21 protein-coding genes and 1 tRNA gene are annotated in these 21,900 nt (G+C 59.8%); 7 read left to right on the top strand and 15 right to left on the bottom strand.

Translation table 11 applies throughout. The features are described 5' to 3' along the window. Positions 1–6 precede the first annotated feature (6 nt). Positions 7–771: a hypothetical protein gene (locus KRX12_RS09010; RefSeq protein WP_218366407.1), complete on the bottom strand. Its 765-nt coding sequence runs from the start codon at positions 769–771 to the stop codon at positions 7–9. Positions 772–936: 165 nt separating this feature from the next. Between KRX12_RS09010 and KRX12_RS09005 the strand changes: the two genes are divergently transcribed. Continuing rightward, positions 937–1,368, top strand: coding sequence for a hypothetical protein (locus KRX12_RS09005; protein WP_218365286.1), 432 nt, complete (start codon positions 937–939; stop codon positions 1,366–1,368). 90 nt (positions 1,369–1,458) lie between these two features. On the opposite strand, the gene nrdE is transcribed toward KRX12_RS09005, so the two are convergent. The 4 genes from nrdE to ykgO form a co-directional block, all read right to left on the bottom strand. Further along, a complete protein-coding gene (gene nrdE, locus KRX12_RS09000; RefSeq protein ID WP_218365312.1) occupies positions 1,459–3,606 on the bottom strand; it encodes a class 1b ribonucleoside-diphosphate reductase subunit alpha in 2,148 nt (715 codons plus the stop codon). Positions 3,607–3,745: 139 nt separating this feature from the next. Further along, positions 3,746–4,204, bottom strand: a complete 459-nt coding sequence (gene nrdI, locus KRX12_RS08995; RefSeq protein WP_218365287.1) for a class Ib ribonucleoside-diphosphate reductase assembly flavoprotein NrdI — start codon at positions 4,202–4,204, stop codon at positions 3,746–3,748. A gap of 109 nt (positions 4,205–4,313) precedes the next feature. Beyond that, the gene (nrdH, locus tag KRX12_RS08990) at positions 4,314–4,547 is read right to left on the bottom strand and encodes a glutaredoxin-like protein NrdH (RefSeq protein WP_151529587.1); all 234 of its coding nucleotides are present in this window, start codon (positions 4,545–4,547) and stop codon (positions 4,314–4,316) included. 400 nt (positions 4,548–4,947) lie between these two features. After that, the gene (gene ykgO, locus KRX12_RS08985; protein WP_151529588.1) at positions 4,948–5,070 is read right to left on the bottom strand and encodes a type B 50S ribosomal protein L36; all 123 of its coding nucleotides are present in this window, start codon (positions 5,068–5,070) and stop codon (positions 4,948–4,950) included. 182 nt (positions 5,071–5,252) lie between these two features. On the opposite strand from ykgO, the gene nadE reads away from it, so the two are divergent. Beyond that, on the top strand, positions 5,253–6,080 hold the full coding sequence (gene nadE / locus KRX12_RS08980; protein ID WP_218366406.1) for an ammonia-dependent NAD(+) synthetase: 828 nt from the start codon (positions 5,253–5,255) through the stop codon (positions 6,078–6,080). A 19-nt stretch (positions 6,081–6,099) separates the two neighbouring features. Here the strand turns inward: nadE and KRX12_RS08975 are convergent, their stop codons facing one another. After that, positions 6,100–6,519, bottom strand: a complete 420-nt coding sequence (locus tag KRX12_RS08975; protein WP_151529590.1) for a pyridoxamine 5'-phosphate oxidase family protein — start codon at positions 6,517–6,519, stop codon at positions 6,100–6,102. 368 nt (positions 6,520–6,887) lie between these two features. On the opposite strand from KRX12_RS08975, the gene KRX12_RS08970 reads away from it, so the two are divergent. Then, positions 6,888–8,156, top strand: coding sequence for a hypothetical protein (locus KRX12_RS08970; protein ID WP_218365289.1), 1,269 nt, complete (start codon positions 6,888–6,890; stop codon positions 8,154–8,156). Here KRX12_RS08970 and KRX12_RS08965 read toward each other — a convergent pair. Beyond that, entirely contained in the window at positions 8,153–8,488 is a 336-nt protein-coding gene (locus tag KRX12_RS08965; protein WP_218366405.1) for a hypothetical protein, read from the bottom strand. The two genes, KRX12_RS08970 and KRX12_RS08965, sit on opposite strands and share 4 nt — an antisense overlap. A gap of 56 nt (positions 8,489–8,544) precedes the next feature. Then, entirely contained in the window at positions 8,545–9,114 is a 570-nt protein-coding gene (locus KRX12_RS08960; protein ID WP_151550282.1) for a TetR/AcrR family transcriptional regulator, read from the bottom strand. A 678-nt stretch (positions 9,115–9,792) separates the two neighbouring features. On the opposite strand from KRX12_RS08960, the gene KRX12_RS11020 reads away from it, so the two are divergent. Beyond that, on the top strand, positions 9,793–10,593 hold the full coding sequence (locus KRX12_RS11020) for an Ltp family lipoprotein (RefSeq protein ID WP_218366404.1): 801 nt from the start codon (positions 9,793–9,795) through the stop codon (positions 10,591–10,593). A 625-nt stretch (positions 10,594–11,218) separates the two neighbouring features. Here the strand turns inward: KRX12_RS11020 and KRX12_RS08950 are convergent. From KRX12_RS08950 to pgm, 6 genes are all read right to left on the bottom strand, one after another. Next, positions 11,219–12,877, bottom strand: coding sequence for an ATP-binding protein (locus KRX12_RS08950; protein WP_218366403.1), 1,659 nt, complete (start codon positions 12,875–12,877; stop codon positions 11,219–11,221). A 371-nt stretch (positions 12,878–13,248) separates the two neighbouring features. Further along, complete coding sequence (locus KRX12_RS08945; protein ID WP_218366402.1) at positions 13,249–14,502, bottom strand: SIR2 family protein; 1,254 nt, start codon at positions 14,500–14,502, stop codon at positions 13,249–13,251. 1,050 nt (positions 14,503–15,552) lie between these two features. Next, a tRNA-Ala gene (locus KRX12_RS08940) sits at positions 15,553–15,625 on the bottom strand. Between the two features lie 195 nt (positions 15,626–15,820). Next, positions 15,821–16,531, bottom strand: coding sequence for a thioredoxin domain-containing protein (locus KRX12_RS08935; RefSeq protein WP_218366401.1), 711 nt, complete (start codon positions 16,529–16,531; stop codon positions 15,821–15,823). Positions 16,532–16,594: 63 nt separating this feature from the next. Continuing rightward, positions 16,595–17,089: a MauE/DoxX family redox-associated membrane protein gene (locus tag KRX12_RS08930; RefSeq protein WP_370625568.1), complete on the bottom strand. Its 495-nt coding sequence runs from the start codon at positions 17,087–17,089 to the stop codon at positions 16,595–16,597. A 176-nt stretch (positions 17,090–17,265) separates the two neighbouring features. Beyond that, complete coding sequence (pgm, locus tag KRX12_RS08925) at positions 17,266–18,921, bottom strand: phosphoglucomutase (alpha-D-glucose-1,6-bisphosphate-dependent) (protein WP_151529595.1); 1,656 nt, start codon at positions 18,919–18,921, stop codon at positions 17,266–17,268. A 311-nt stretch (positions 18,922–19,232) separates the two neighbouring features. Between pgm and KRX12_RS08920 the strand changes: the two genes are divergently transcribed. From KRX12_RS08920 to KRX12_RS08910, 3 genes are read left to right on the top strand one after another with little or no spacing between them, the layout of a single operon-like run. Further along, entirely contained in the window at positions 19,233–20,648 is a 1,416-nt protein-coding gene (locus KRX12_RS08920) for a sodium:alanine symporter family protein (protein ID WP_218365294.1), read from the top strand. A gap of 55 nt (positions 20,649–20,703) precedes the next feature. After that, positions 20,704–21,018, top strand: a complete 315-nt coding sequence (locus KRX12_RS08915; RefSeq protein WP_218365295.1) for a CrcB family protein — start codon at positions 20,704–20,706, stop codon at positions 21,016–21,018. After that, entirely contained in the window at positions 20,994–21,329 is a 336-nt protein-coding gene (locus KRX12_RS08910) for a CrcB family protein (RefSeq protein ID WP_218366400.1), read from the top strand. Before KRX12_RS08915 ends, KRX12_RS08910 begins: the two co-directional genes overlap by 25 nt. Here the strand turns inward: KRX12_RS08910 and KRX12_RS08905 are convergent. Then, positions 21,326–21,751 (bottom strand): DUF2871 domain-containing protein, encoded by a 426-nt coding sequence (locus tag KRX12_RS08905; RefSeq protein WP_255550197.1) that lies wholly within the window; start codon positions 21,749–21,751, stop codon positions 21,326–21,328. The genes KRX12_RS08910 and KRX12_RS08905 overlap by 4 nt on opposite strands. Positions 21,752–21,900: the final 149 nt, after the last annotated feature.

Here is a 21,900-nt window from a genome sequence, read left to right as displayed (position 1 = left end):
CGCACTCTAGATCACCTGCAACTGCACTATCTCTGGCTCGCCGGCGGCTGCGGTGGATTCCGCGGCAGGCGCCGCACCGCGCAGCTCATAATGCACCGTGCGGGCCGGCAGGCCCCGCTGCTGTACCTGCACAGCAATATCCACTCCGGTAATGCGCCCGCGGCCTGTCATGTCCATGCCATGAAAACGCTGCGGGGTAGCGCCCAGCCGCAGCTCCGCATTCGCCACCAGCTGTGGGCCGCCGACCAGCATCACGGCACAGTCTCCGCGGCGCAGCTTCGCCCGCAGCGCCCGCTCCGCGGCCGCCCCCACGTGGCGTAGTGCGGGAAGATAGGCCACCACCACGTCCATGCCCTCGGCAAGCACGGCGGCGATCTGCACGGTGTCCTCACCCGCGCCACGGACAACGATGATATTTTCTAATAGCCCTCCTTCTTCGAGTACCTCGGCGAGCAGCAGATCCTCCCATCCCACGAGCGCCACCCGCTGCCCTTGGGCGCTGACATAGGCCACCAAGGACACCACCAGCGCTGGACAATCACTGGCGAGGGTAATCCCCCGGCGCGGCAGGCCGCCGCCAGCTATAGCCGCCGCCAGCACCTGCGGCAGGCGCACACTACCTGCGATTTCTCGTTCTGTGACGGTTGTTATCTCGGCGGGGCGCGCGACCCCTCCGCCCTCAATACTCACCAGCTGGGCGCGCAGGGCGGCCACCTTCTGTTCGCGGCTGAGCGCACTCAGATCGGCGCACTGCTCACTGCAGGAATCCACGGTATCCACCCCCTCATGCGCGTCGCCACAACCCTCGCCGACACCCTCGCGTATCGAACACTCGTTCTTACTAGTGCTAGTAAACACCGCGCTTGAGTCCACGTCAACCATGCTGCTATCACCCCCTGCTCCCCTGCTGTCCGGGGCGCTCGATAACCTAGGGGTATGCCGTCGATAAGCGAAGTGCGTTCTCTTCCCAACCCGATACCCACGCCTGCGCCGGTGCGCCTGGGCACCTCTGTGCTCTTTGCTCTGGGCGTGGCTGTGCTGACCACCTCCCTGCCGCGCGGGATACAGGTGGCGATCATGGTGGCGTGCATCGCGCTCGGCATCATGCTGATTTATACCCACCCCTATCGGCAGCGCATCCGCGAGTATCTCGAGGCGCGCGGCTTTGAATACCGCCCCCGCGCCAGCATGCTCATGCCGCTCTTTCCGGTGTGGCTGGCGCTCATGCTCGCCCCCGTGCTCGCCCCGGCCGCCCTCTGGGCCACGGCTCTGCTTGCCCTCGCCGTCTGGGGCTGGATGTGGCTGGTATTCCCGCATGTGGATGGCACGCGGATGCTCGCCTATGTGGATCGGGCGGATACCGCCTAGGTTTCCTACGCGAGCGCCCCGATAAAGCCGAACAGCCCCACCCCGTGCGGGATGAGGCTGTCGGATGAGACGGCGCGAGGCGCGCAGGGGCTAGAGCATACAGCTCACACAACCCTGCACTTCGGTGCCGGTGAGCGCGGTTTGGCGCAGCCGGATGTAGTAGACCGTCTTAATGCCCTTGCGCCACGCGTAGATCTGGGCGCGGTTGATATCGCGGGTGGTGGCGGTGTCCTTGAAGAACAGCGTGAGCGAGAGGCCCTGGTCCACATACTTGGTGGCCACCGCGTAGGTATCGATAATCTTCTCGAAACCGACCTCGTAGGCGTCCTGGTAGTAGTCCAGGTTCTCATTGGTCATATACGGCGCCGGGTAGTAGACGCGACCAATCTTGCCTTCCTTGCGGATCTCCACCTTGGAGGCGATCGGGTGGATCGAGGAGGTGGAGTTGTTGATATAGGAGATCGAGCCCGTCGGCGGCACCGCCTGCAGATAGCGGTTAAACATGCCGTAGGTGGCCACCGATTCCTTCAGCTCCGCCCACTCCTCTGCGGTGGGGGTGTGAATGGTGGAGTTGGCGAAGATCTCCTTCACCCGCTCGGTGCGGGGCGCGAACTCGGCCGGATCATAGCGGTCGAAGAACTCGCCGGTGGCATAGTCGGAGGTTTCGAACTTGGTGAAGTGCTCGCCACGCTCCTTCGCGATCTGGTTGGAGGCCTTGATGCACTCATACATCACCGCGGCGAAGTAGGCGTTGGTGAAGTCCAAGGCCTCCTCGGAGCCATAGTGGATGTGCTCGCGGCCCAAAAAGCCGTGCAGGTTCATCTGGCCGAGGCCGATAGCGTGGGCGTTGTCATTGCCCTTGCGGATCGACGGCACCGAGTCGATCGCGGTCTGCTCGGACACCGCCGTCAGCCCGCGGATAGCGGCCTCGATGGTGGCCGAGAAGTCCGGGGAGTCCATGGTCTTGGCGATATTCAACGAGCCCAAGTTGCAGGAAATATCCTCGCCGACGTGGGAATAGGACAGATCATCGTTGAACTCCGAGGCGGTGGAAATCTGCAGAATCTCAGAGCACAGGTTCGAGTGAGTGATGCGGCCCTCGATGGGGTTGGCCTCATTCACCGTGTCCTCGAACATGATGTAGGGGTAGCCGGACTCAAACTGGATCTCGGCGAGCGTCTGGAAGAAATGGCGCGCGTTGATCTTGGTCTTGCGGATCCGGGGATCCTCCACCATCTCTGCGTAGTGCTCGCTGATGGGCACATCGGCAAAGGGCTTGCCATAGACCCGCTCCACGTCATAGGGCGAGAAGAGGTACATGTCATCGTTCTTCTTCGCCAGCTCGAAGGTGATATCGGGGATCACCACACCGAGCGAGAGGGTTTTAATGCGGATCTTCTCATCCGCGTTCTCTCGCTTGGTGTCCAAAAAGCGCATGATGTCCGGGTGGTGGGCGTGCAGGTACACGGCACCGGCACCCTGCCGGGCACCCAGCTGGTTGGCATAGGAGAAGGAATCCTCCAGCAGCTTCATCACCGGCACCACGCCGGAGGACTGGTTTTCGATCTTCTTAATCGGTGCGCCCTGCTCACGCAGGTTCGACAGCAGCAACGCCACGCCGCCACCGCGCTTGGAGAGCTGCAGTGCGGAGTTGATGGCGCGGCCGATCGATTCCATATTGTCTTCGATGCGCAGCAGGAAGCAGGACACCGGCTCGCCGCGCTGGGCCTTACCGGAGTTGAGGAAGGTCGGGGTGGCGGGCTGGAAGCGGCCACCCATGATCTCATCCACCAGCATCTCGGCGAGGCGCTCATCGCCATCGGCCAGCGTCAGCGCCACCATGCACACGCGGTCCTCGAAGCGCTCGAGATAGCGCCGTCCATCGAAGGTGGTGAGGGTGTAGCTGGTGTAGTACTTATAGGCGCCGAGGAAGGTCTCGAAGCGGAAGCGCTTCGCATAGGCCCGCTTGAATAGGGACTTCACAAAGGGGAAGTCCCACTTTTCCAGCACATGCTTCTCGTAGTAGTCATTGTCCAGCAGATAATCCAGCTTTTCCCGGAGGTTGTGAAAAAAGACGGTGTTCTGGTTGACGTGCTGCAGGAAGAACTGGTTAGCCGCCTCACGATCCTTATCGAACTGGATCTTGCCTTCATCGTCGTACAGATTCAGCATCGCGTTGAGCGCGTGATAATCCAGCTGATCTGCCTTGCGCACCGGTTCGGCGACGTTCTTTCCCATCTCGGCCACAGTCGATCGTTTCCTTTACATCTTGAAATTTCGGTTGTGCGCCTTAAGCGGCGCCAACCTGTGGTTGCTGTTGTTGCGTGTGTCTCTACGCGGTGTCGGCTTCGGCCCTAGTCATCCTAGAACACCGACTCTAGAAGCCGCTGGCATTCTCCGCATGCTGGGATAGTGGCCGCAGGCCAAGCTGCTCGGCGCTCTCCCTGAGTCCTTCTTGTACGAGACGTACATCCTCATCGGTGCCCATGAGTTCGAAGCGATACACATAGGGCACCTGGCATTTGGCGGCAATAAGATCACCTGCCACGCCAAAATCTTTCCCGAAGTTTGAGTTTCCGCCGGCGATCACAGCCCGAATAAGCGAGCGGTTGTTGTCATTGTTGAGAAAGCGAATCACCTGCACGGGCACAGGTTTCGGTTCGCGGCCCATAATGGAGACCCCACCGCCATAGGTGGGGCAAATCAACACATAAGGCTCATGCACGATGAGCGGCTCGTCATTTTTACGAAGTGGAATCCTGCGTGCAGGAAACCCGAGCTTTTCGACGAATTTTTTCGTATTCCCCGTCACGGAGGAAAAATACACTACAAGCATGATGCGCCTGCCGAATCCTGGTATCTAGGGGCCAATAGAAACAGGACCACTCGTTTGTACTGTGTAACTACGACGAGTGGCCCCTTTACTATCCGCAAGCGATAAGCGGCTAGGCTACCTGGGCGCTGAGCGTGCGAATGCGCTCAGGGCGGAAGCCCGACCAGTGCTCTCCATCAGCCACCACGACGGGTGCCTGAACGTAGCCGAGAGCCATCACATAGTCGAGTGCCTCGCTGTCCATGCTGATGTCCACGAGCGAGTACTCCAGACCGGCACGGTCGAGAGCCTTCTTTGTGGCGTTGCACTGCATGCAGGCGGGCTTGGTGTAGAGAGTGATAGCCATCGTCGGAGTAATCCTTATTGCTTGGGGAATGAATCGCAGTCAAAGGGGTGCTGCGGTGGTACACGGTGTCACCTGCAAGTGAGGACCTTGCGGTGAGCTGCTGAAGTAGACACTATACGTAGTACCCATTTACCGCAAGGGCACAATATGTAGTAGTTACACGCTGGGAATTCCCAAGATGACATCCATGTAAGCACTACATCTGGCGAGAAGCGTTTGCTAACAAACGTAGTTCTGTCTTTACCCGTCTTGGGAGAATGCTAAAACCGCAGGAGCGTCGTTATCGAATCGTTATATTCGGGGATGTATTCCTGCTCACCAACAAAAAACACCGCCCATCCTCACAGGGTAAGGACAGGCGGTGTATCTAGGTAGGCTGACAAGCCAAGGACCTACAGGATTAGCCCTGGCGAGCCTTGAAGCGGGGGTCCTTCTTGTTCAGGACATACACCTTGCCACGACGACGCACAACCTGGGCGCCCGGCTTGTTCTTCAGCGACCGAAGCGACTTGCGGACCTTCATCGGGCGCTCCTTTCTATTAGCGCTTATAAGTTCTAAGGGTCACCCACCGTGGGCGCCCTGCCGAACCGCGACGTGAGTGCAGAGCATTCACGGGGTTCAATGACACGAACGATTATCATAGACCACCGGCGCAACATTGTACAAAATGCCGCCGACTCGGCGGCGAGACTACTATCGGCCGCATGCAGACACTCCAAGCTGAGATCATCGACCACCTCGACGTCCACCCCACCATAGACCCCGCCGCAGAGATCACCCGCCGCGTGGATTTTCTCTGCGACTACCTAGAGGCCACCGGGCTTGCCGGCTTCGTGCTCGGCATCTCCGGCGGGCAGGACTCCACGCTAGCGGGCAAGCTCGCCCAGCTCGCCGTGGAGAAGCGCCGCGCCGCCGGCCATGAGACCGAGTTTTATGCCGTGCGCCTGCCTTATGACCGCCAAGCAGACGAGGCAGATGTGGATGTGGCCATGCGCTTCATCCACCCCGACCACGAGCTGCGCGTCAATATTAAGCCCGCCACCGACATGGTGGAAGACGGCGTGGCCCAAGCCCTCGAGCAGACCAGCATGAGCGATTTTCACCGCGGCAATGTTAAGGCTCGGGAACGCATGGTGATGCAGTACGCCATCGCCGGCGAGCGCAACCTGCTGGTCGTGGGCACAGATCACGCGGCGGAAAATGTCACCGGATTCTTCACCAAGTTCGGCGATGGCGGCGCCGATCTCCTCCCCCTCTGGGGGCTGAATAAGCGCCAAGGCGCCGCCCTACTCGCCGAGCTAGGCGCCCCCGAGAGCACCTGGACTAAGGTGCCCACCGCTGACCTCGAAGATGATCGCCCGCTGCTCGCGGACGAGGACGCACTGGGGGTGCGCTATAGCGAGATCGACGACTACCTCGAGGGCAAAACCATTAATGATGCCGCCCGCGAGCGGATCGAGCAGCTGTGGCAGCGCGGCCGCCACAAGCGGGCGCTGCCCGCCACCCACACCGATAGCTGGTGGCGCAGCTAGTCACGCAGCAGCCTTGGGGCTAGTAGCGCTCCGGCTCCTCACCGAGCCGGAATGCGCGGCCGTTGAGCTGCTGCGGGGTAATACGCACGAAGTTGTACTTCAGCGTCGGCAGCCACGGCTTCAGGTTCAGTCCCTCGGCGTAGTCGATATCCTCCTGGCGGTCGAGCACCTCGGCGGTGCCTTGAATCACCACGGACCAGGCGCGCTCCTCGGTGAAGTAGTCCACCTCAAAGAGCACATCGGGATTGACGAAGAGCGAGAAGAGCTTATTGCCCTGCGCGGTGCGAATATAGATACAGCCATCATCCACCACATAGTTCACGGGGAAGATGTCCATCTCATCCTTGCGGCGCACCACCACACGGCCCAATTGCTGGGTACCGAGCTTCTCCAGGCACTCGTCTTCGTTAAGAATTTTCACAACATCATTGTCAGCCATAGGCCCCATTGTCCCACTCCCAGCCAGCACTGGTGGGCGAGCCAGCTCACACCTAGGCCTCCCGCATCGCCGTCCCCCACATCACCACCCCACAGGCCAGCTCACATATACGCCCCCAGCTGCGGCAATGCCTAAGCCCGCCGCCGCGTATGCCTCCCACCCATCGGCTCTGGCAACTGTGAGGATATTCACCGAAGAACACGGCCCAACCACCATTTTGGGGTAGCTGAGGCGGATCGAAACTGTGGCGGAGATGGCGTCGATAAGCGCTGTATGCACGGAAGTGCGTTAGAAGAACAGCCACATTCATGGAAAGATGGGGCGGGACGTTACCTGACCTTACATATATCCCTAAGGGGCAACACACCATGAAAGAGAGCATGGCAATCGCCATGGCCTTTGTCGGACTACTCGTGGGGGCGGGCTTCGCCACCGGTAAGGAGATGATGCAATACTTTGTCTCCTTTGGCACCGGAACCGGAATCTGGGCGCTCGTGCTCACCGGCATCGTCCTCATCGTAGTGAGCGCCGTCATCCTCCAAATCGGCAGTTTCTTCCTCGCCGATGAACACGGCGCCGTATTTAAGAATGTGGCCCACCCGCGCGTGTCGTGGATTTTGGATGTGGCCGTATCCATCACCATGGCCACCATGGGCATGATGATGCTCGCCGGCGCAGGCTCCACCTTCGAACAGTCCTTCGGCGTGCCCTCCTGGCTGGGCTCGTTGATTATGGCTGTGATCGTCTACTTTGTCTGCTTCCTCAACCCGGTGCGCGTCTCCAGCGTGATTGGCGCCGTCACCCCGTTGATGATCGTGGCCATCGTCGTACTGTTCATCTACACCATCGTCAATATCCCCGAGGGCTTCTCCGTTGAGGCCGCCAATGAGATCGCACTCAATGAGCCCACCCCTGTGAAGCCGTGGTGGTGGTCGGCCATGAACTACGCCGGCATGTCCCTGATTTGCGCGGTCGGTATGTCGCTGGTGATCGGCGGCTCCTACACCAAGCTCAAGGCCGTGGCCGTCGGCGGCATGCTGGGCGGTCTGATCCTCACCATCATCTTGGTGCTGGAAACCATCGTGCTGTTCTTCAACGTGGACACTGCCGCCGGCAAGGACATTCCGATGGCGGCGATCGTCACCAACATCCACCCCGTGGCCGGCTATGGCTTGTCGCTGCTGATTCTGGTGATGATCTTCAACACCGCCCTCGGCGATGTGTACGCCTTCTCCCGCCGCATCCAGGTGGCCACCCCCACCCCGCAGTGGGTGAACCTGCTGGTGATTCTGGGTATCAGCTGGGCGATCAGCCTCATCGGCTTCGGCCCGCTCATCCAGATCATCTTCCCGATCCTGGGCTATATCGGCATGGTGATCGGCGTGATCTTCGTGATCTGGCGCATCCGCTGGTCGCACCTCATCACCGGTGAGAAGCAGCGCCGCCACCGCATTCGCCAGCTCACCCGCGCGTATATCAACCCGAAGACCTATGACGATCACTCCCTCGAGCTCAACCACGAGCTCGACCGCTCCAAGGCCGATAACGAGAAGCTACTCGCTACCGTGGCCGATGAGGAGCGCACCGAGATCGAGGACGAGGACGATAGCGCCGAGCAGCAGGACTCTAAGGCTTAACGACGCAGCGCCCGCGGGTGATATACCGCCACGCTGGCTGCGAGCACACACAAGGTTCCCGCAGCCAGCGCCCACACCACGTGGGCCACGCGGGCCGCGTTCCCCTCGACACCAAGGCCTAATCCAAGGCCAGCTAGTGCTACGAGAGCCACCAGCATGTAGCCGCTGAGTACCCCTCGCGCCACACGCAGGTGAGCCACCGCCCACGCCCCGCAGAGCGCGGAGCTACCCGCGGCCACCGCCGCGACAAGCGCTCCCCCGCCGGTGCCGAACACCGCGATACTCCCGGTGATGAGCACCCCGAGGGCCGCGGCGAGCGGTATCCAGTGCATAGCGGCCTCCTTCCCAGCCCGTCTCCCCACCTGGGGTGGCGGGCTGTGTTGTGTCTTTATTGGGCCAGCGAGCGCAACCCCTCGAGATAGACACGCGCAAACCATTCCTGTTGATCATCCACCAGCTGCCGCCCCACGGCGGGCAGCTCGCGCGAGATCATGCCGATGCCGACGGCGAAGCGGATGGGAGTGACATCCGCGGGAATGAAGCGGTGCCGCCGCGCCTTATCTAAGAGTCCGGCAAAGACCTCGCTGATCGCCGTGCGCCGCTGCTCCACGATCTCGGCCAGAAGGTTTTCGTCATATGCAAAGCGCGAGATCTGCTCGGCCAGCGGGGTAATCCCCAGCCGCACCAACTCGAGGATGACATCATTCCAGTTCTGCCACGGATCCTCGTCCCAGCTATGTTCGTGGGCGCGCACAATATCGTGCGCCTGTGCGGTGACGCGCTCGGTGACGGCATTAACGAGGACCCGCCGATCCGGGAAATTGCGGTGCACTGTGGCCACGCCGACATCGGCTTCGGTGGCGATTCGCCGAAAGGAGACGTCAATACCCTCCTCTTGGAAGAGGGTTTGGGCCGCCATCACAATGGCTTCACGGTTCGCTTGGGCATCTGCTCGCATGAGGGGCTCGCTTTCTTCTCCTCGGACTCCACAGCTAGTCGTGGATTTCTAGCATCCACTGCGGCCGCATATGTCCGACTCTAGGACCAGATAATTAACGCTGGGCCATCCGTGGCTAGCCGATAGCCCCACCCTGAGAATCTGGGCGCACGCACTTATCCTCCATCATTCACCATAGAAGCCCAAAAAGAGAGTCTCGCACCCGGCACGCTGGGGACTCGGCTCTGTGCTCGCTGTGTTCTCGGCGTTGGAGGGGCGTGGGCTGGTGGTGCGGGCGTGGGTCGGGCCGGCGTGGTGCGCAGAACTACCCGCGGTGCACATAGCGGCGATGGAGGGGCAATAAATGTGCGCCCATATACCCGTGGTGTTCGATGAAATACTAGCGCTGAACTGGGATGTTCGACGCGTTCAACAAATGGTGTCCAAGCCGCATGTTTATATCACTCTTAACAGCAGTGAAGAGAAGAAAGAGAACCCTATAGTCGAATATCCCGAAATACCGCAGCATCTACGCGGTGCTCAACAATTCCCCGCTGATCGCTTCCCCTTATTCCTTACTCCTGCGATCAGTACCCCCATTCTCGCCACCGGTGTCGATATGCACCGTCTACCTCATCGACACACGGTGTCACCCTCCGGCCTCTAGGCCACTGATCTACGAAAGGTAGTGCACAGACCGTGACCAACCAGTTCCCTCATAACGGGCAGGAGCCCCAGAACGGCAATACTCCCCAGGGCGGCAATGCTCCGCAGGGCGGACAGCCGCAGTATGGCGAGTTCCCGCAGAATGGCCAGCCGCAGTATGGGCAGCCGGGGCAGCCGGGACAGCCTTATGCGGGGCAGCCCTACCAGGGCCAGCCGCAGCCGGGGCAGCAGGGGCAGCCGCCCTTCCCGCCGCAGCAGCCGGAGAAAAAGAAGAAGGGATGCCTGTTCTGGGGCGGGATCGTTGCCGCAGTGTTCATCCTCCTTGGCGCCTGCTCCGCCATGTTCTCCGATGATGACAGCGACACCACTGCAGATTCTTCGACGTCCAGCTCCGCTGCGGAAGAAAGCACGCAGGAAGAAACCGCCACCGAGGCCGCAGCGGAGGAGCAAGCCCCCGCGGAGGCAGCACCCGCCGCGCCGCCAGCGGAGCAGCCCGCAGCTGAGGACAACTCCGCAGAGCAGGATGTGCCGCGAGAGTACAAGAACGCCCTGAAGAAGGCTGAGCTCTACTACTCCATGCAGCACATGTCGAAGGCCGGCATCTACGACCAGCTCACCTCCGAATATGGAGAGAACTTCCCGCCCGAGGCAGCTCAGTGGGCCGTGGATAATCTCGACGCAGACTACAACCAGGCTGCGCTGAAGAAGGCTGAGGTGTACTACACCGACATGGCCATGTCCCGCGACCAGGTGTATGAGCAGCTCATCAGCGAGTACGGCGAGAAGTTCACCCCCGAGCAGGCCCAGTACGCCGTGGATAATCTGCAGGACTAACAGGACTAGCAGCACCCCGTGCTGCTCGGTCTCTGTGCAGCGGCGACGCCCCTGATCGGGCTCCCGCCGCTGCTCCTCCCCGATCACCTCGTGCGGGACTAGTGGCCACGCTGGGAATCGAACCCCAGCATCACCCAGCCAGGAAGCCACCACCACTACAAACAAGTGGGGGCTATAGCTAGACGGATCTAGAAATATAAGTCATCGACATCTACCGCCACGGGGAAGCGAGAGTTCCATATCCATAATCGCCAGCGAATAGCTCCAAGTTTTTTCTCACCGTCAATGGTATGTAGTCCGTCATGCCGAAGTGTTGTGCAGCATTCATATACTGCGCCAGAACCAAACAGTAATCATCGGAATTGACACTGCGTTAAACTTGAGACATCTCCCATTCGGAGATCCTCGGCCCTTGCTCTATGACATATGGGAAAAGTTTTTCCATCATCACACTGAGGAAATCCCACCACCCTATCCACACTCCCTCGATCTTCTACGTTCTCCGTGGATAAGGCCCGCACCGTCTGTTGCATCAGACGATGCCTTGGCCAACCCTTATCCGTAATCTTTCTAGCTCACTTCGGCGTACTTACTGCGGAAGACTCACATCGGTCGGACATGTCGCTCAGGATGTCCAATGACTGACAATTCTTTCCCAATCGAAATCGACGACGTTGGCGCCGGTCCATGTATCCCAATAATGAGGATCGTCCGAGCGTGGCCGTTGGCTATGCTCGAGATGCTGTACCTCTACCAGAGTGGGAACCTCTGCCGCCCATCCAAGAAGGATTGCTTGGCGTGGGGGCAAAGAAGGTAACTCGTGCAAGAGGTCACCGAGTGAGTCCGGTACCAGTCGCCCAAGCAGATCCTGATCACGGTCGTTCACGATGCGATGCAGAAGGAAGCTATTGCATTGGGAGAGAACCGTCTGAGACAGAGCGGAAGGGCGCTGCGAGGAGAGCACGAGCCCGAGTCCGAACTTTCTACCTTCTCTCGCGATGCGTTCGAATGTCTCCCGGCATAGATCGAGGCTGGTTGGAATGTCTGCGCTGCTGCCCCCAGCCGAAACGAAAGTGTGCGCTTCTTCGAGAACAAGCACCGTTGGAAGAATTTCGCCGGTGACTGCCCTGACGTGTTGGAGAGCCTCCATTACCAAGCGTCCAATCACTGCGACAGCAGTCTGAATGACTTCTGGGGCCAAGAGCGACAGATCGATCACCGCAACTTCGCCATTCTCGCACTTTTCGTCACCGAGGAACTTTCTCAGCCACGTTGCAAGGGTCTCCTCCGTGTCGGGGGCAATGATCGGCTGATGGCGGAGGTCTCCCAATAGCCCTTTGACCCTGTTCAGAAACGAAGCTGCATACCCCCCTTCGCGTTGAAAGTCGGGCGTCCTAAGTAGAGCCTCAAGTTGTGAAGGGAGCTCTTGAGGATCAAAAGGCACAGGCATGTCCTCCGTATACCGAGCAACCTCTGTTGACTCCTCTAGGCCTGCAAGTGCTCGATTCAAGCAATCAAGGAGGTCCTTGACTTCAGTAGAGACGTAGCTTTGATCCCCAAATTTTTTAGTAGTGCAATGACGGCCGCGCATGTCTTGCACCTGCGCCAAAAGCGCTTGTATCTCTTCTCGCTCTGCCCAAGGAGAAAAGACACCCTCCATATCTTCTAGGACCACGGTGAAGCCCTTATTGTGAGGAAACTTGAAGTATCGCGGCATGTCATTTTGAAGAATGCTCCATATGTCGCGATGAATTTTAAGCTCCACCGCTAAGCGATCAATCCCCTTGGTTTCTGGATCAATGCTGTTCCGGAGATTTCTAAGAGCACGCTGCAGTAGAGGGCGTTGTGACTGCAAGGAGGCTCGGGTGATCGCCGCCCATTCGGCGCTTGACCACGACCACGCAGGAACAGTGAGTGCTTCTTTGCTGTCATCATTACTCGGCTCGACGCGAAGTACCCGGACACCAGTCAGATCCTTGAAGCAGTCCTTATACTCACCATTTGGATCGAGTATCACAAATCTCGCGCGTGATTTGTTCTTAGGGGATGCTTCGCGTGCTGCCGATAGTGACCAACGGACGAGTCCAGCAACTGTGCATGATTTTCCCGATCCCGTCGATCCCAAGACTGCCAAGTGTCTACCGAAGAGACGGTCCGGATCGAACGTGACATCCATGTCGCCGAGCAGAGGTGAAGTCCCTAATACAACATTTCCGCCTGCTGCTCCGGCTGTGCCGATCGCTTGGATCTGCTGAGCATCGGGAACAAACACTGGTTCGCCCACCGATGGATAGGAGATAACTCCTCGCGAAAGTTCCGGTAACGCTTTACGCGTCGATCCCCACCGTAAGGTCCCCAGTGGAGTGACTGACATTCGTCGGCGCGGAAAGGGGATGTTTAGCAGCGTTTGATCATAGCGTTCAGCAGCGAACGGCATCGAACTATCTATGCCTATCCATGCGACAACGCCAACCAAATGACCAACCTCGCTGGGGATAATAACCCACGAATTTACTCGTGGAAACCGTTGCACAAGGCCAGTATCCAAGGAGGTCGCGCTGGGGGCTTCGTCAGAAAGGGAGACTCGAATCTCTCGGGGTGAGACGCTCTCTACGGAACCGATGATTTGGTTCTTACGGAACCCGAACGGTGTACTCATGAAACCCCATCACCCCCGTCCTTCGAGTCGAGCTCATCCCCCAGCCTAGAACGCTTATTGAGGTACTCGAACTGGGATTCAAGGATCCAATCGGAAGTGACCTTAGGGAGTAGCGAAGAAAACTCTTCAAGGCCCCCAACGTCTTGACCTATGAATTCAGTCGTCTGAGACTCGGGAAACAGGGTTCGAGCTTTGAAAGAGTCGAGAGCAGTCAGGGCGTCGCGTGAGACGACGACAAGATGGGTTGAAGGAACGCGGAGCATGTCTGCGATTACCCGATTGATATGACCATCGCCGAATCCGTATCCAAAGGTAACCAAGGTCGTGTTCGGACGACAAATCGCCGCTGCGAAATCACGGAATAGCTCGGCATAAGGGTAGGCCAGTGTCTCAACATCCTTTGCCGGGTTAGGGTAGATCACAGCATTGACTGCCGGTTCTGAATCAATACGAGGTCCGCCAAAAGGTATTGATTCGCGCCAAATCTCCCCTCTTGCGAAACTCCAGTCAATAGACCCATGTAATTTGGCGTATCTTGCAACACCATCGACAAGCCGAGGTTCGCCTCTGATTCCAGGAGGAGAATAGTGCAAGTCCAAGTTGACTCTGGATGCGCTAAATCTGGGGTGAAGCCTACCCTCGAAGCGATCCATAAGATGCAGCCCGAGTACATCCGCCGCGTACTCCAACAGTCGATCGTAATTCGTCGTAAAGAGATTTAAACGATCACGTTGCCCAGGTCGAGCAACGAAAGGTCCAAGAAAACGAGTCAGAGCGCGCGCGACATTGAGGGCTTGATCATCCGCATTCTGGTGATGCTCCCAAATGTTTTTTTCGAACTCCAGAACCTCATCGAGGAGGCTGGCCATTGCCGTCTTGATAGAACGTCTAACTGAATCTTCCAGAGGACGCTCACCGAGTACCGCATAACCATCTGCGAGCATCATGGCCGCTCGAATCTCATCTTCAAGATTTGCATCTCGACCGAAATTCTGAGCTGATTCCGCAGCATACTCCCGTATCCGAGAAAAATGCGATTCTTTTCCTTCCGACATATGGCGCCCCATGAGTGGTGGGAGTTTCCCCGCCATGCTCCCAGCCGCGGCGCTCAAACCGTTGCCGATCAGGAGTGAGAGATGCTCCGACTGAAGCAAAGCCGCCAACCACGCCTCGACACGCCGTTGTTCTGTTTCCGTCAATGCCTGCGAGTCATCAAGTTGAATCGGAGTATCTGCACCCAGTCGAATCACAGACCCATGCATGCTACCGGCCATTATGACACCCTCGCTCTTCGTTAATACTTGTCCGACCCCTCGGAAGATCACATGCCTAGCGCGAGTGGTAACTATAGCTGAGCCATGCCCCGTGCACGGGTGACTTCACTTGCCGGAGGCCTCCTACCGGTGGCAAAGTCACCAACAGTTAGATAGCCGTCATTATTCCTAAACAAAGTTGGATATTACCAGACGACACACAACGTCAGGGGCCGATAGACTCATCGCTACTCGGGAGCACCACGGTGGTGACGACTCCTACCTTGGTATACGACCGCCGAACGTGGCTGGGCGACCTGATGCCTTCACTGCATGGTGCAGTGCTGGCGTCATCTGCGACTCCAGAGGAGACGTCCTCTATGGGATGTCAGTTGCCTCAGAACGTGGACTTGAGGTAGCTCATAAGGCGCCTGTGCCGTGAAGAATAGAGCCACGGCCGTCCTGATTGACTGAGCGATTGCCGGCCAGCCCAAAAGTCCCGTGCCAGGCTTCAATCGAAGGCTCAACAACTTTGTTGTGGGATGGCCGCATGTAGGCCATCCTCGATTTTGAACAGGTCTACGTCACGATCAGCCAACGCAGGATTCTCAGCGGGCTAAGCTTAGGCGTGGAGTCAGTACAGCTGTGTGCGTTGGTCGGACTGAACGGGACGGGTAGGACCGCCGCGTTACACGTAGCACTGGGAATTCTTCAACCCCGACGCGGGGAGTTCAAGTCGACGTTCAGAATACTCGGCTATGCCGCCTTGCTTCGACGCGGAGGCCTGCAGTACTTCGTATCGATCCGAACAATTTACCCAATCACTTGAATTATTGGACAATCTTGGCGCCTAGGGCCGTCGGCTATCGTTCGTTACCCGACAGAAAACCGCTCTCATCAGGTCTTCAGCAAAGTTCTTGTGGTGATACCAAGATCACCATTCGTGGTTCTACGACTACGGAAACGAAATCACCCTAGAAAAACCCAATAACGCAGAAAAACGAGGGAAGCAAAAACTCCCAAAAGAGTTCATGCTTCCCCCATAAGTGGAGCTAACGGGACTCGAACCCGTGACCCCCACACTGCCAGTGTGGTGCGCTACCAGCTGCGCCATAGCCCCTCGGACGCTCTATAACTTACACAGCCCCGTTCATCTTAAGCAAATCAGCTGTTCAGGACCTGTTTTCCGGAAGCCTCCAGAAGCATCCGGAATACTCCACAAGCCCCACGCCCCTGCTCGGCCCCTACAACGCACCAAGGCGGCACATCACTGTGCCGCCTTGCCTACTAAGGGTGTTGCTGAAGCCTCGAGCTACTAGCCCACGAGGTCCTTCACCCAGTTGTCATTGGGCAGCAGATCCTCGCCGTTGTGGATCACGTGCGGGCTGCTCACAGCCCGGCCGGTTGCCTCCTCCAGCTTGGCCCTGTTGGCGGCGCTTGTTTCGCTGTATTCTTCGCGATCGGACTGGTCCGCGATGGCATCGCGCAGGCCTTTATCGGCCCCTACTTCCCCAGCGGCGGCAGCGAACTGATCCGGCTCCCAAGAATACATCGCCTTCTGGTTATTCATCAGATGCGAGCGGAAGTTCCAGTACTCATTGGCCGTGCCGGACTTGGCGAGGGTGTAGGCCGAGGTTGCGGCCTTCGACGAGGGGCCATCGTTACCGCGGTCGAGGAAGTTCAGGGAGCGGATATTCACCACGAGGGTGCCGTCCTCGATGGCCTTGAGCATATCCTCATCGGTGGCCTTGGCAAGGTCAGCGCAGTGCGGGCAGGAGTAGTCCTCGTAGAGGTCTACCTCGGCGGCGTCCGTGCTGGTCTTGTCGCTCGTGAGACGGATGGCGTTGTCTGTGACCTCCAGGTTGATGGAGGTGTTCACGGTATTCGCCGCGATCTCCGCCTTCTTCTCGTTGCGGCCTTGGACCACGATGTAGCCAACAACCACAGCGATAACGACCAATAGCGCCACGAGTGCCCAGAGGAATCCGGATCCCTTGTCGTTAGGGTTCTTAATTTTGTTGCTCACGAAGAGGTCTCATCTTTCACATTGGGTGGTGTTCTCGGGTGATTGCCCCCGAGAGGGGAAAACTTAAGGGTAAAGCGCCCAGCGGCGGAAGGGGTTGATCCAGACGATCGCCGCCAGGGCAATAAAGGCCAGATCGCGCAGGATCTCCAGCGCATAGGTTGTGCCCGTGACACTGGCATCTACCCCACCGCCGCCGAAACAGCCGCAGTCAATGCTGAGGCCACGGGCCCACGCAGAGGCGATGCCTATGATGAACACCGCAAATAGCAGCGCGGACAGCGCGGCGGCGGGGCGGAGGAAGAGGCCGCTAAGCAGCATGATCCCGAGGATCAACTCGACGGCGGGCAGGGCCACGCCGATAAAGTTACCCATCTCCCAACTCACCAGCTCATAGGCATGTACTGCCTGGGAGGAGGCTACGGGGTCGGAGATTTTGGTTGCCCCACTGACAATCCAGATAGCGGCCAGGGCGAGGCGGGCGAGCGCGCCCACAAGTGGCGTGCTGATCAGTCCCTGTATTCCTCGACGTGGCGCGGGCTGGTGTTGAGTGGTGGTCACAGCCTTGAAGTTACTAAAGCACCCCGCGTGAATAAAACCATGTCGGTCACTTTCAAGGGGATTCACAGCATTTTGACAGCTGGCAGGGGTGGACCAGACGCACTCACCCACCAGCCGGCGCCCAGAGCGCGAGCTGGTGGGTGATGTGCTGCGTGGCGGCGTCGATAAGCGGCCGCTTAGCCCAGAACCTCCGAGACGAGGGCTTGTGCCTCGGCCTGGACCTTCTTCAGGTGCTCCTCGCCTTGGAAGGACTCGGCGTAGATCTTGTACTTGTCCTCCGTGCCCGAGGGGCGGGCAGCGAACCAGGCGGACTCGGTGGTCACCTTCAGCCCGCCGATGGCGGCGCCATTGCCGGGCGCGTCGGTGAGCTTATTGGTGATTGGCTCGCCGGCGAGCTCGGTGGCGGTGACATCCTCTGGGGAGAGCTTCTTCAGCACGGCCTTCTGCTCGCGGTTGGCCGGGGCATCGGTGCGCGCATAGGAGGGCGCGCCATAGGTCTCGGCCAGCTCGGCATAGCGCTGCGAGGGGGTCTTGCCGGTGACGGCGGTGATCTCGGAGGCGAGCAGATCCAGGATGATGCCGTCCTTGTCGGTGGACCACACGGTGCCGTCGTGGCGCAGGAAGGAGGCGCCGGCGGATTCCTCGCCGCCGAAGCCGACGGAGCCATTGATGAGGCCCGGCACAAACCACTTGAAGCCCACCGGCACCTCCACGAGGGTGCGGCCGAGCTCCGCGACCACGCGGTCGATCATGGAGGAAGACACCAGGGTCTTGCCCACAGCGGTGTCCTTCGCCCAGTGGGGGCGGTGCGCGAAGAGATAGTCGATGGCCACCGCGAGATAGTGGTTGGGGTTCATCAGCCCAGCATCGGGGGTGACGATGCCGTGGCGGTCGGCATCGGCGTCATTGCCGGTGGCGATGTCGAACTTGTCGCGGTTGTGCACCAAAGAGGCCATGGAATAGGGCGAGGAGCAGTCCATGCGGATCGCCCCATCGGCGTCGAGAGTCATGAAGCGCCAGGTGGCGTCCACGCGCGGATTCACCACGGTGAGATCCAGCCCGTGCTTCTCAGCAATCACGCCCCAGTAGTCCACGGAGGCCCCGCCCATCGGGTCGGCGCCGATCCGCAGGCCGGAGTTCTTGATGGCCGCGAGATCCACCACATTCGGCAGATCGTCGATATAGGTGTTCAGGTAGTCATAGGTGCCGGCGCGCTCATCCAGCACCCCGCTCACAGGGGTGCGCTTGACCCCCTGCAGGTCCTGGGCGAGCAGCTCATTGGCGCGCTGGGCGATCCAGTCGGTGGCGCCGGTATCGGCGGGGCCACCATTGGGCGGGTTGTACTTGAAGCCACCATCGCGCGGCGGGTTGTGCGAGGGGGTGATCACGATGCCGTCGGCGCGCTTCGGGTCCGTGCCCGTCACGCCGCCGCTCAGGCTCCGGTTGTGGCGCAAAATGGCGTGGCTGACTGCCGGGGTGGGGGTGTAGCGCCCCGCGGCGTCGACAAGCACATCCACGTCATTGGCCAGCAGCACCTCGAGTGCGGACAGCATGGCCGGCTCGGACAGCGCGTGGGTATCGCGGCCGATGAATACCGGGCCGTTGATCTTCTCCTTGACGCGGTAGTCCACGATGGCTTGGGTGGTGGCCAGAATGTGGTACTCGTTGAAGGCCGTATTCAGCGACGAGCCGCGGTGACCGGAGGTTCCGAACACCACCTGCTGATCGGGGTCGGAGGCGTCAGGGATTCGCGTGTAGTAGGCGGCGACCAGCTCAGCGATATCAATGAGATCGGAGTCGAGGGCGACCGTGCCCGCGCGCTCATGAACCATAGGGAAATCAGTCTCCTTGGTTGTCGTTAGAAGTGAACTATCACTTCCATCATCCTCCCTTTTCCTCCTTCGCGCAGCGGCCTGCCCCACATTGGTGCCCACGCTTATCGACGCCGCCCTCCTGCCCCACTACCCCTGGCCCCGCGACCCGCCCAGCACCCCCAAAACTGTGCACTACGCAGAAAAACACGCATTCGAGTTACCTAGAACACACATTAGGAGTATGCTGAGCACACTTAAGGCGCCCTTAGTTTATGTGCTCACGCACGACGGCGCCGCTACGCTGCTCACGTTCTACCGAAGGAAGCACAATGGACTCATTGCTGGACATCCTCAGCACAATCGGCGGCTTCGTGTGGGGCCCCTTCCTGCTGATTCCCCTGTTGCTGGGCACGGGCTTGTTTATGACGATCCGCCTCGCCGGCTTGCAGTTCCGCAAGCTGGGCGTCGCACTGCGCCACGGGCTCTATGACAAGGGCGAAGAGGGCAAGGGAGATATCAGTAACTACCAGGCCCTCACCACGGCGCTCGCCGCCACGGTGGGCGTGGGCAATATCGTGGGCGTGGCCACGGCGCTCTCGATCGGTGGCCCGGGCGCCCTGTTCTGGATGTGGATGACCGGCCTGGTGGGCATGGTGTCGAAGTACTCCGAGGCCTTCCTCGGCGTGCGCTTCCGCGTCACCGATGAGAAGGGCGGCCAATCCGGCGGCCCGCAGCAGTATCTCAAGCGCGGCATCAAGGGCCCGGTGGGCAAGATCCTGGCCTTCCTCTTCGCCTTCTTCGCCATCATCGCCTCCTTCGGTATCGGCAACCTCACCCAGGCGAATGCCGTGGCCACTGGCCTGCAAGACAGCTTCGATATTGATCCCATGGTCACCGGCATCGGCATGTTCGTGCTCGTCGGCACGGTGCTGCTGGGTGGTATTCAGGCCATTGGCCGCGTCACCTCCGCCTTCGTGCCGCTGATGATCATCATCTACATCGTGGGCGCGGTCACCGTGCTGGTGATTAACGTCAATGAGATCCCCAACGCCCTGCTGCAGGTCTTTGGCGACGCCTTCACCGGCACCGCCGCCACCGGCGGTTTCGTGGGCTCCGGCATCCTGGTGGTGCTGCAAATGGGTGTGGCCCGCGGCATCTTCTCCAATGAGTCCGGTATGGGCTCCGCCGCTATCGCTGCGGGTGCGGCCAAGACCAACCACCCCGTGCGCCAGGCGCTGGTGTCGATGACCCAGACCTTCATCGACACGATCATCGTGGTCACCTTCACCGGTCTCGCGATCATCACCACCGGCGTGTGGACGCTCGGCAAGGACGAGGCCGGCAACATGACGGCCCGCGCCTTCGAGACCGCCCTGCCGGGCCAGTGGGCGGGCACCATCGTCAACGTCTCCGTCGCCTTCTTCGCCTTCTCCACGATCATCGCGTGGTCCTACTATGGCGAGCGCTGCGTGGAATCCTTGGTGGGCTGGCGCGGCTCTCTGCCCTACCGCATGATCTTCACCGTGGTCGTCTTTATTGGTGCCGTCAGCCAGCTCGAGGTGGTGTGGACGATCTCCGATATCGCCAACGGCCTCATGGCCCTGCCGAACCTCATCGGTATCCTCATTCTCTCCGGCCTCATCGTCCGCGAAACCACCGCCTATCTCCGCTTCGACCCGAAGCTCAAGGCCACCGACGAACAGGTGCGCCAATTCCGCATCGACTCCAAACTCGATTGGTCTTAAACACCCACCGCACGCCCTCAGGTCATAACACTTCGACTACGCTTCTAGAAGTGTTATGACCTTTTATGTATTCGCCGGCGCGGGAGCCGCGCTGGGAGCAGTGAGCCGCTGGGTTCTCCTCGGCGGATTCGACTCCCTGTGGACGCTCCTGCTCATCAACGCCCTCGGCTCCTATGCCCTGGGCGTGCTCACCCGCCGCGGCGCCTCCGTGTTCTGGACCACGGGCTTCTGCGGCGGCTTTACCTCCTTTAGCGCCTATATGGCGATCGCCACCCTGGACATCCGCTACGCCCTGCTCACCGTCGTGGTGTGCGTGGCGAGCGCCTATATGGGATTGAGGGGCTCATGCTTATCGACGCCATCACGCTAGCCACCGGCGCCTTTCTCGGCGGCATGGGCCGCGCCTGGCTGTCTACCCATCTGCGTAGCCCCTGGGGCACGCTCGTGGCGAATGCGGCCGCGACCTTCCTCCTCGGGGTAGTGTTCGATGCTCCCCTCGCCGATTGGTTGCTGCTCGTACTCGGTACCGGGATCGCCGGGGCGCTATCTACCTGGTCCACTCTGGCCAAAGAAATAGCCGCCAGCCTCCAGGACAAGAACTGGAGACTCGCGGCCATCACACTCGGGAGTAATCTCTGCGTGGGCGCGCTCGCGTGGTGGGCGGGCGCGGTTGTGTTCTAGCGCCGGGTGCGCTGGAATACGCGCACTCGCTGCCGCACGATAATCAGCAGCAGCACGAGGGCGACCGACATGAGGATGTGCCCAATCCCAGAGATACCGGCGAGCGCCGCCGAATACTCCTCGCCGGGGTGGAGCACCTGCCAGCTGCCCTTCACCAGCATGTGGGTAATCATCCAGGTCAGCGCCACCGTGTAGCTGAGGAAAAACGCTGGGAAGCGCTTGTGGGTATCAATATCGAGTGCCGCGCTTAACGCGATGAGGACCAGCGGCAGAATCACGCCGAGTACCAGCGCATGGGTATGCACCGTGGAGAGTTGGGTGTCGCCGCTGTAGTCATGAAAACGGGTGAACTCGCGATAATAGACCCCAGCGATCAGGCCAATGCCGAGGTAGACAGCAGCTAGTGTTGAGAGTTTTCGCATAGCCTCTCAGTCTAATTGATGCGGGCATGCCGAAGGGCGGGGGTGAAGCATCACCTGGTGTGGTGTGTCTTCTCCCCCGCCCTTGTGCGGTGTTTGTAGTTTTAGGTCGGCGGTGACTTACTCTCCCACACCCTCCCGGGTGCAGTACC

The organism is Corynebacterium sp. TAE3-ERU2 (assembly GCF_019209955.1).
Lineage (GTDB): Bacteria > Actinomycetota > Actinomycetes > Mycobacteriales > Mycobacteriaceae > Corynebacterium > Corynebacterium megadyptis.
Note: the sequence above shows the minus strand (reverse complement) of the source record. Positions and strands in the feature narration are given on the sequence as shown.

Bases quoted from the DNA above. Each gene is read 5' to 3' on its own strand.
- KRX12_RS09005 (WP_218365286.1), top strand. From the start codon at position 937: ATGCCGTCGATAAGCGAAGTGCGTTCTCTTCCCAACCCGATACCCACG.
- nrdE (WP_218365312.1), bottom strand. From the start codon at position 3,606: ATGGGAAAGAACGTCGCCGAACCGGTGCGCAAGGCAGATCAGCTGGAT.
- nrdI (WP_218365287.1), bottom strand. From the start codon at position 4,204: ATGCTTGTAGTGTATTTTTCCTCCGTGACGGGGAATACGAAAAAATTC.
- nrdH (WP_151529587.1), bottom strand. From the start codon at position 4,547: ATGGCTATCACTCTCTACACCAAGCCCGCCTGCATGCAGTGCAACGCC.
- ykgO (WP_151529588.1), bottom strand. From the start codon at position 5,070: ATGAAGGTCCGCAAGTCGCTTCGGTCGCTGAAGAACAAGCCGGGCGCC.
- nadE (WP_218366406.1), top strand. From the start codon at position 5,253: ATGCAGACACTCCAAGCTGAGATCATCGACCACCTCGACGTCCACCCC.
- KRX12_RS08975 (WP_151529590.1), bottom strand. From the start codon at position 6,519: ATGGCTGACAATGATGTTGTGAAAATTCTTAACGAAGACGAGTGCCTG.
- KRX12_RS08970 (WP_218365289.1), top strand. From the start codon at position 6,888: ATGAAAGAGAGCATGGCAATCGCCATGGCCTTTGTCGGACTACTCGTG.
- KRX12_RS08965 (WP_218366405.1), bottom strand. From the start codon at position 8,488: ATGCACTGGATACCGCTCGCCGCGGCCCTCGGGGTGCTCATCACCGGG.
- KRX12_RS08960 (WP_151550282.1), bottom strand. From the start codon at position 9,114: ATGCGAGCAGATGCCCAAGCGAACCGTGAAGCCATTGTGATGGCGGCC.
- pgm (WP_151529595.1), bottom strand. From the start codon at position 18,921: ATGGTTCATGAGCGCGCGGGCACGGTCGCCCTCGACTCCGATCTCATT.
- KRX12_RS08920 (WP_218365294.1), top strand. From the start codon at position 19,233: ATGGACTCATTGCTGGACATCCTCAGCACAATCGGCGGCTTCGTGTGG.
- KRX12_RS08915 (WP_218365295.1), top strand. From the start codon at position 20,704: ATGACCTTTTATGTATTCGCCGGCGCGGGAGCCGCGCTGGGAGCAGTG.
- KRX12_RS08910 (WP_218366400.1), top strand. From the start codon at position 20,994: ATGCTTATCGACGCCATCACGCTAGCCACCGGCGCCTTTCTCGGCGGC.
- KRX12_RS08905 (WP_255550197.1), bottom strand. From the start codon at position 21,751: ATGCGAAAACTCTCAACACTAGCTGCTGTCTACCTCGGCATTGGCCTG.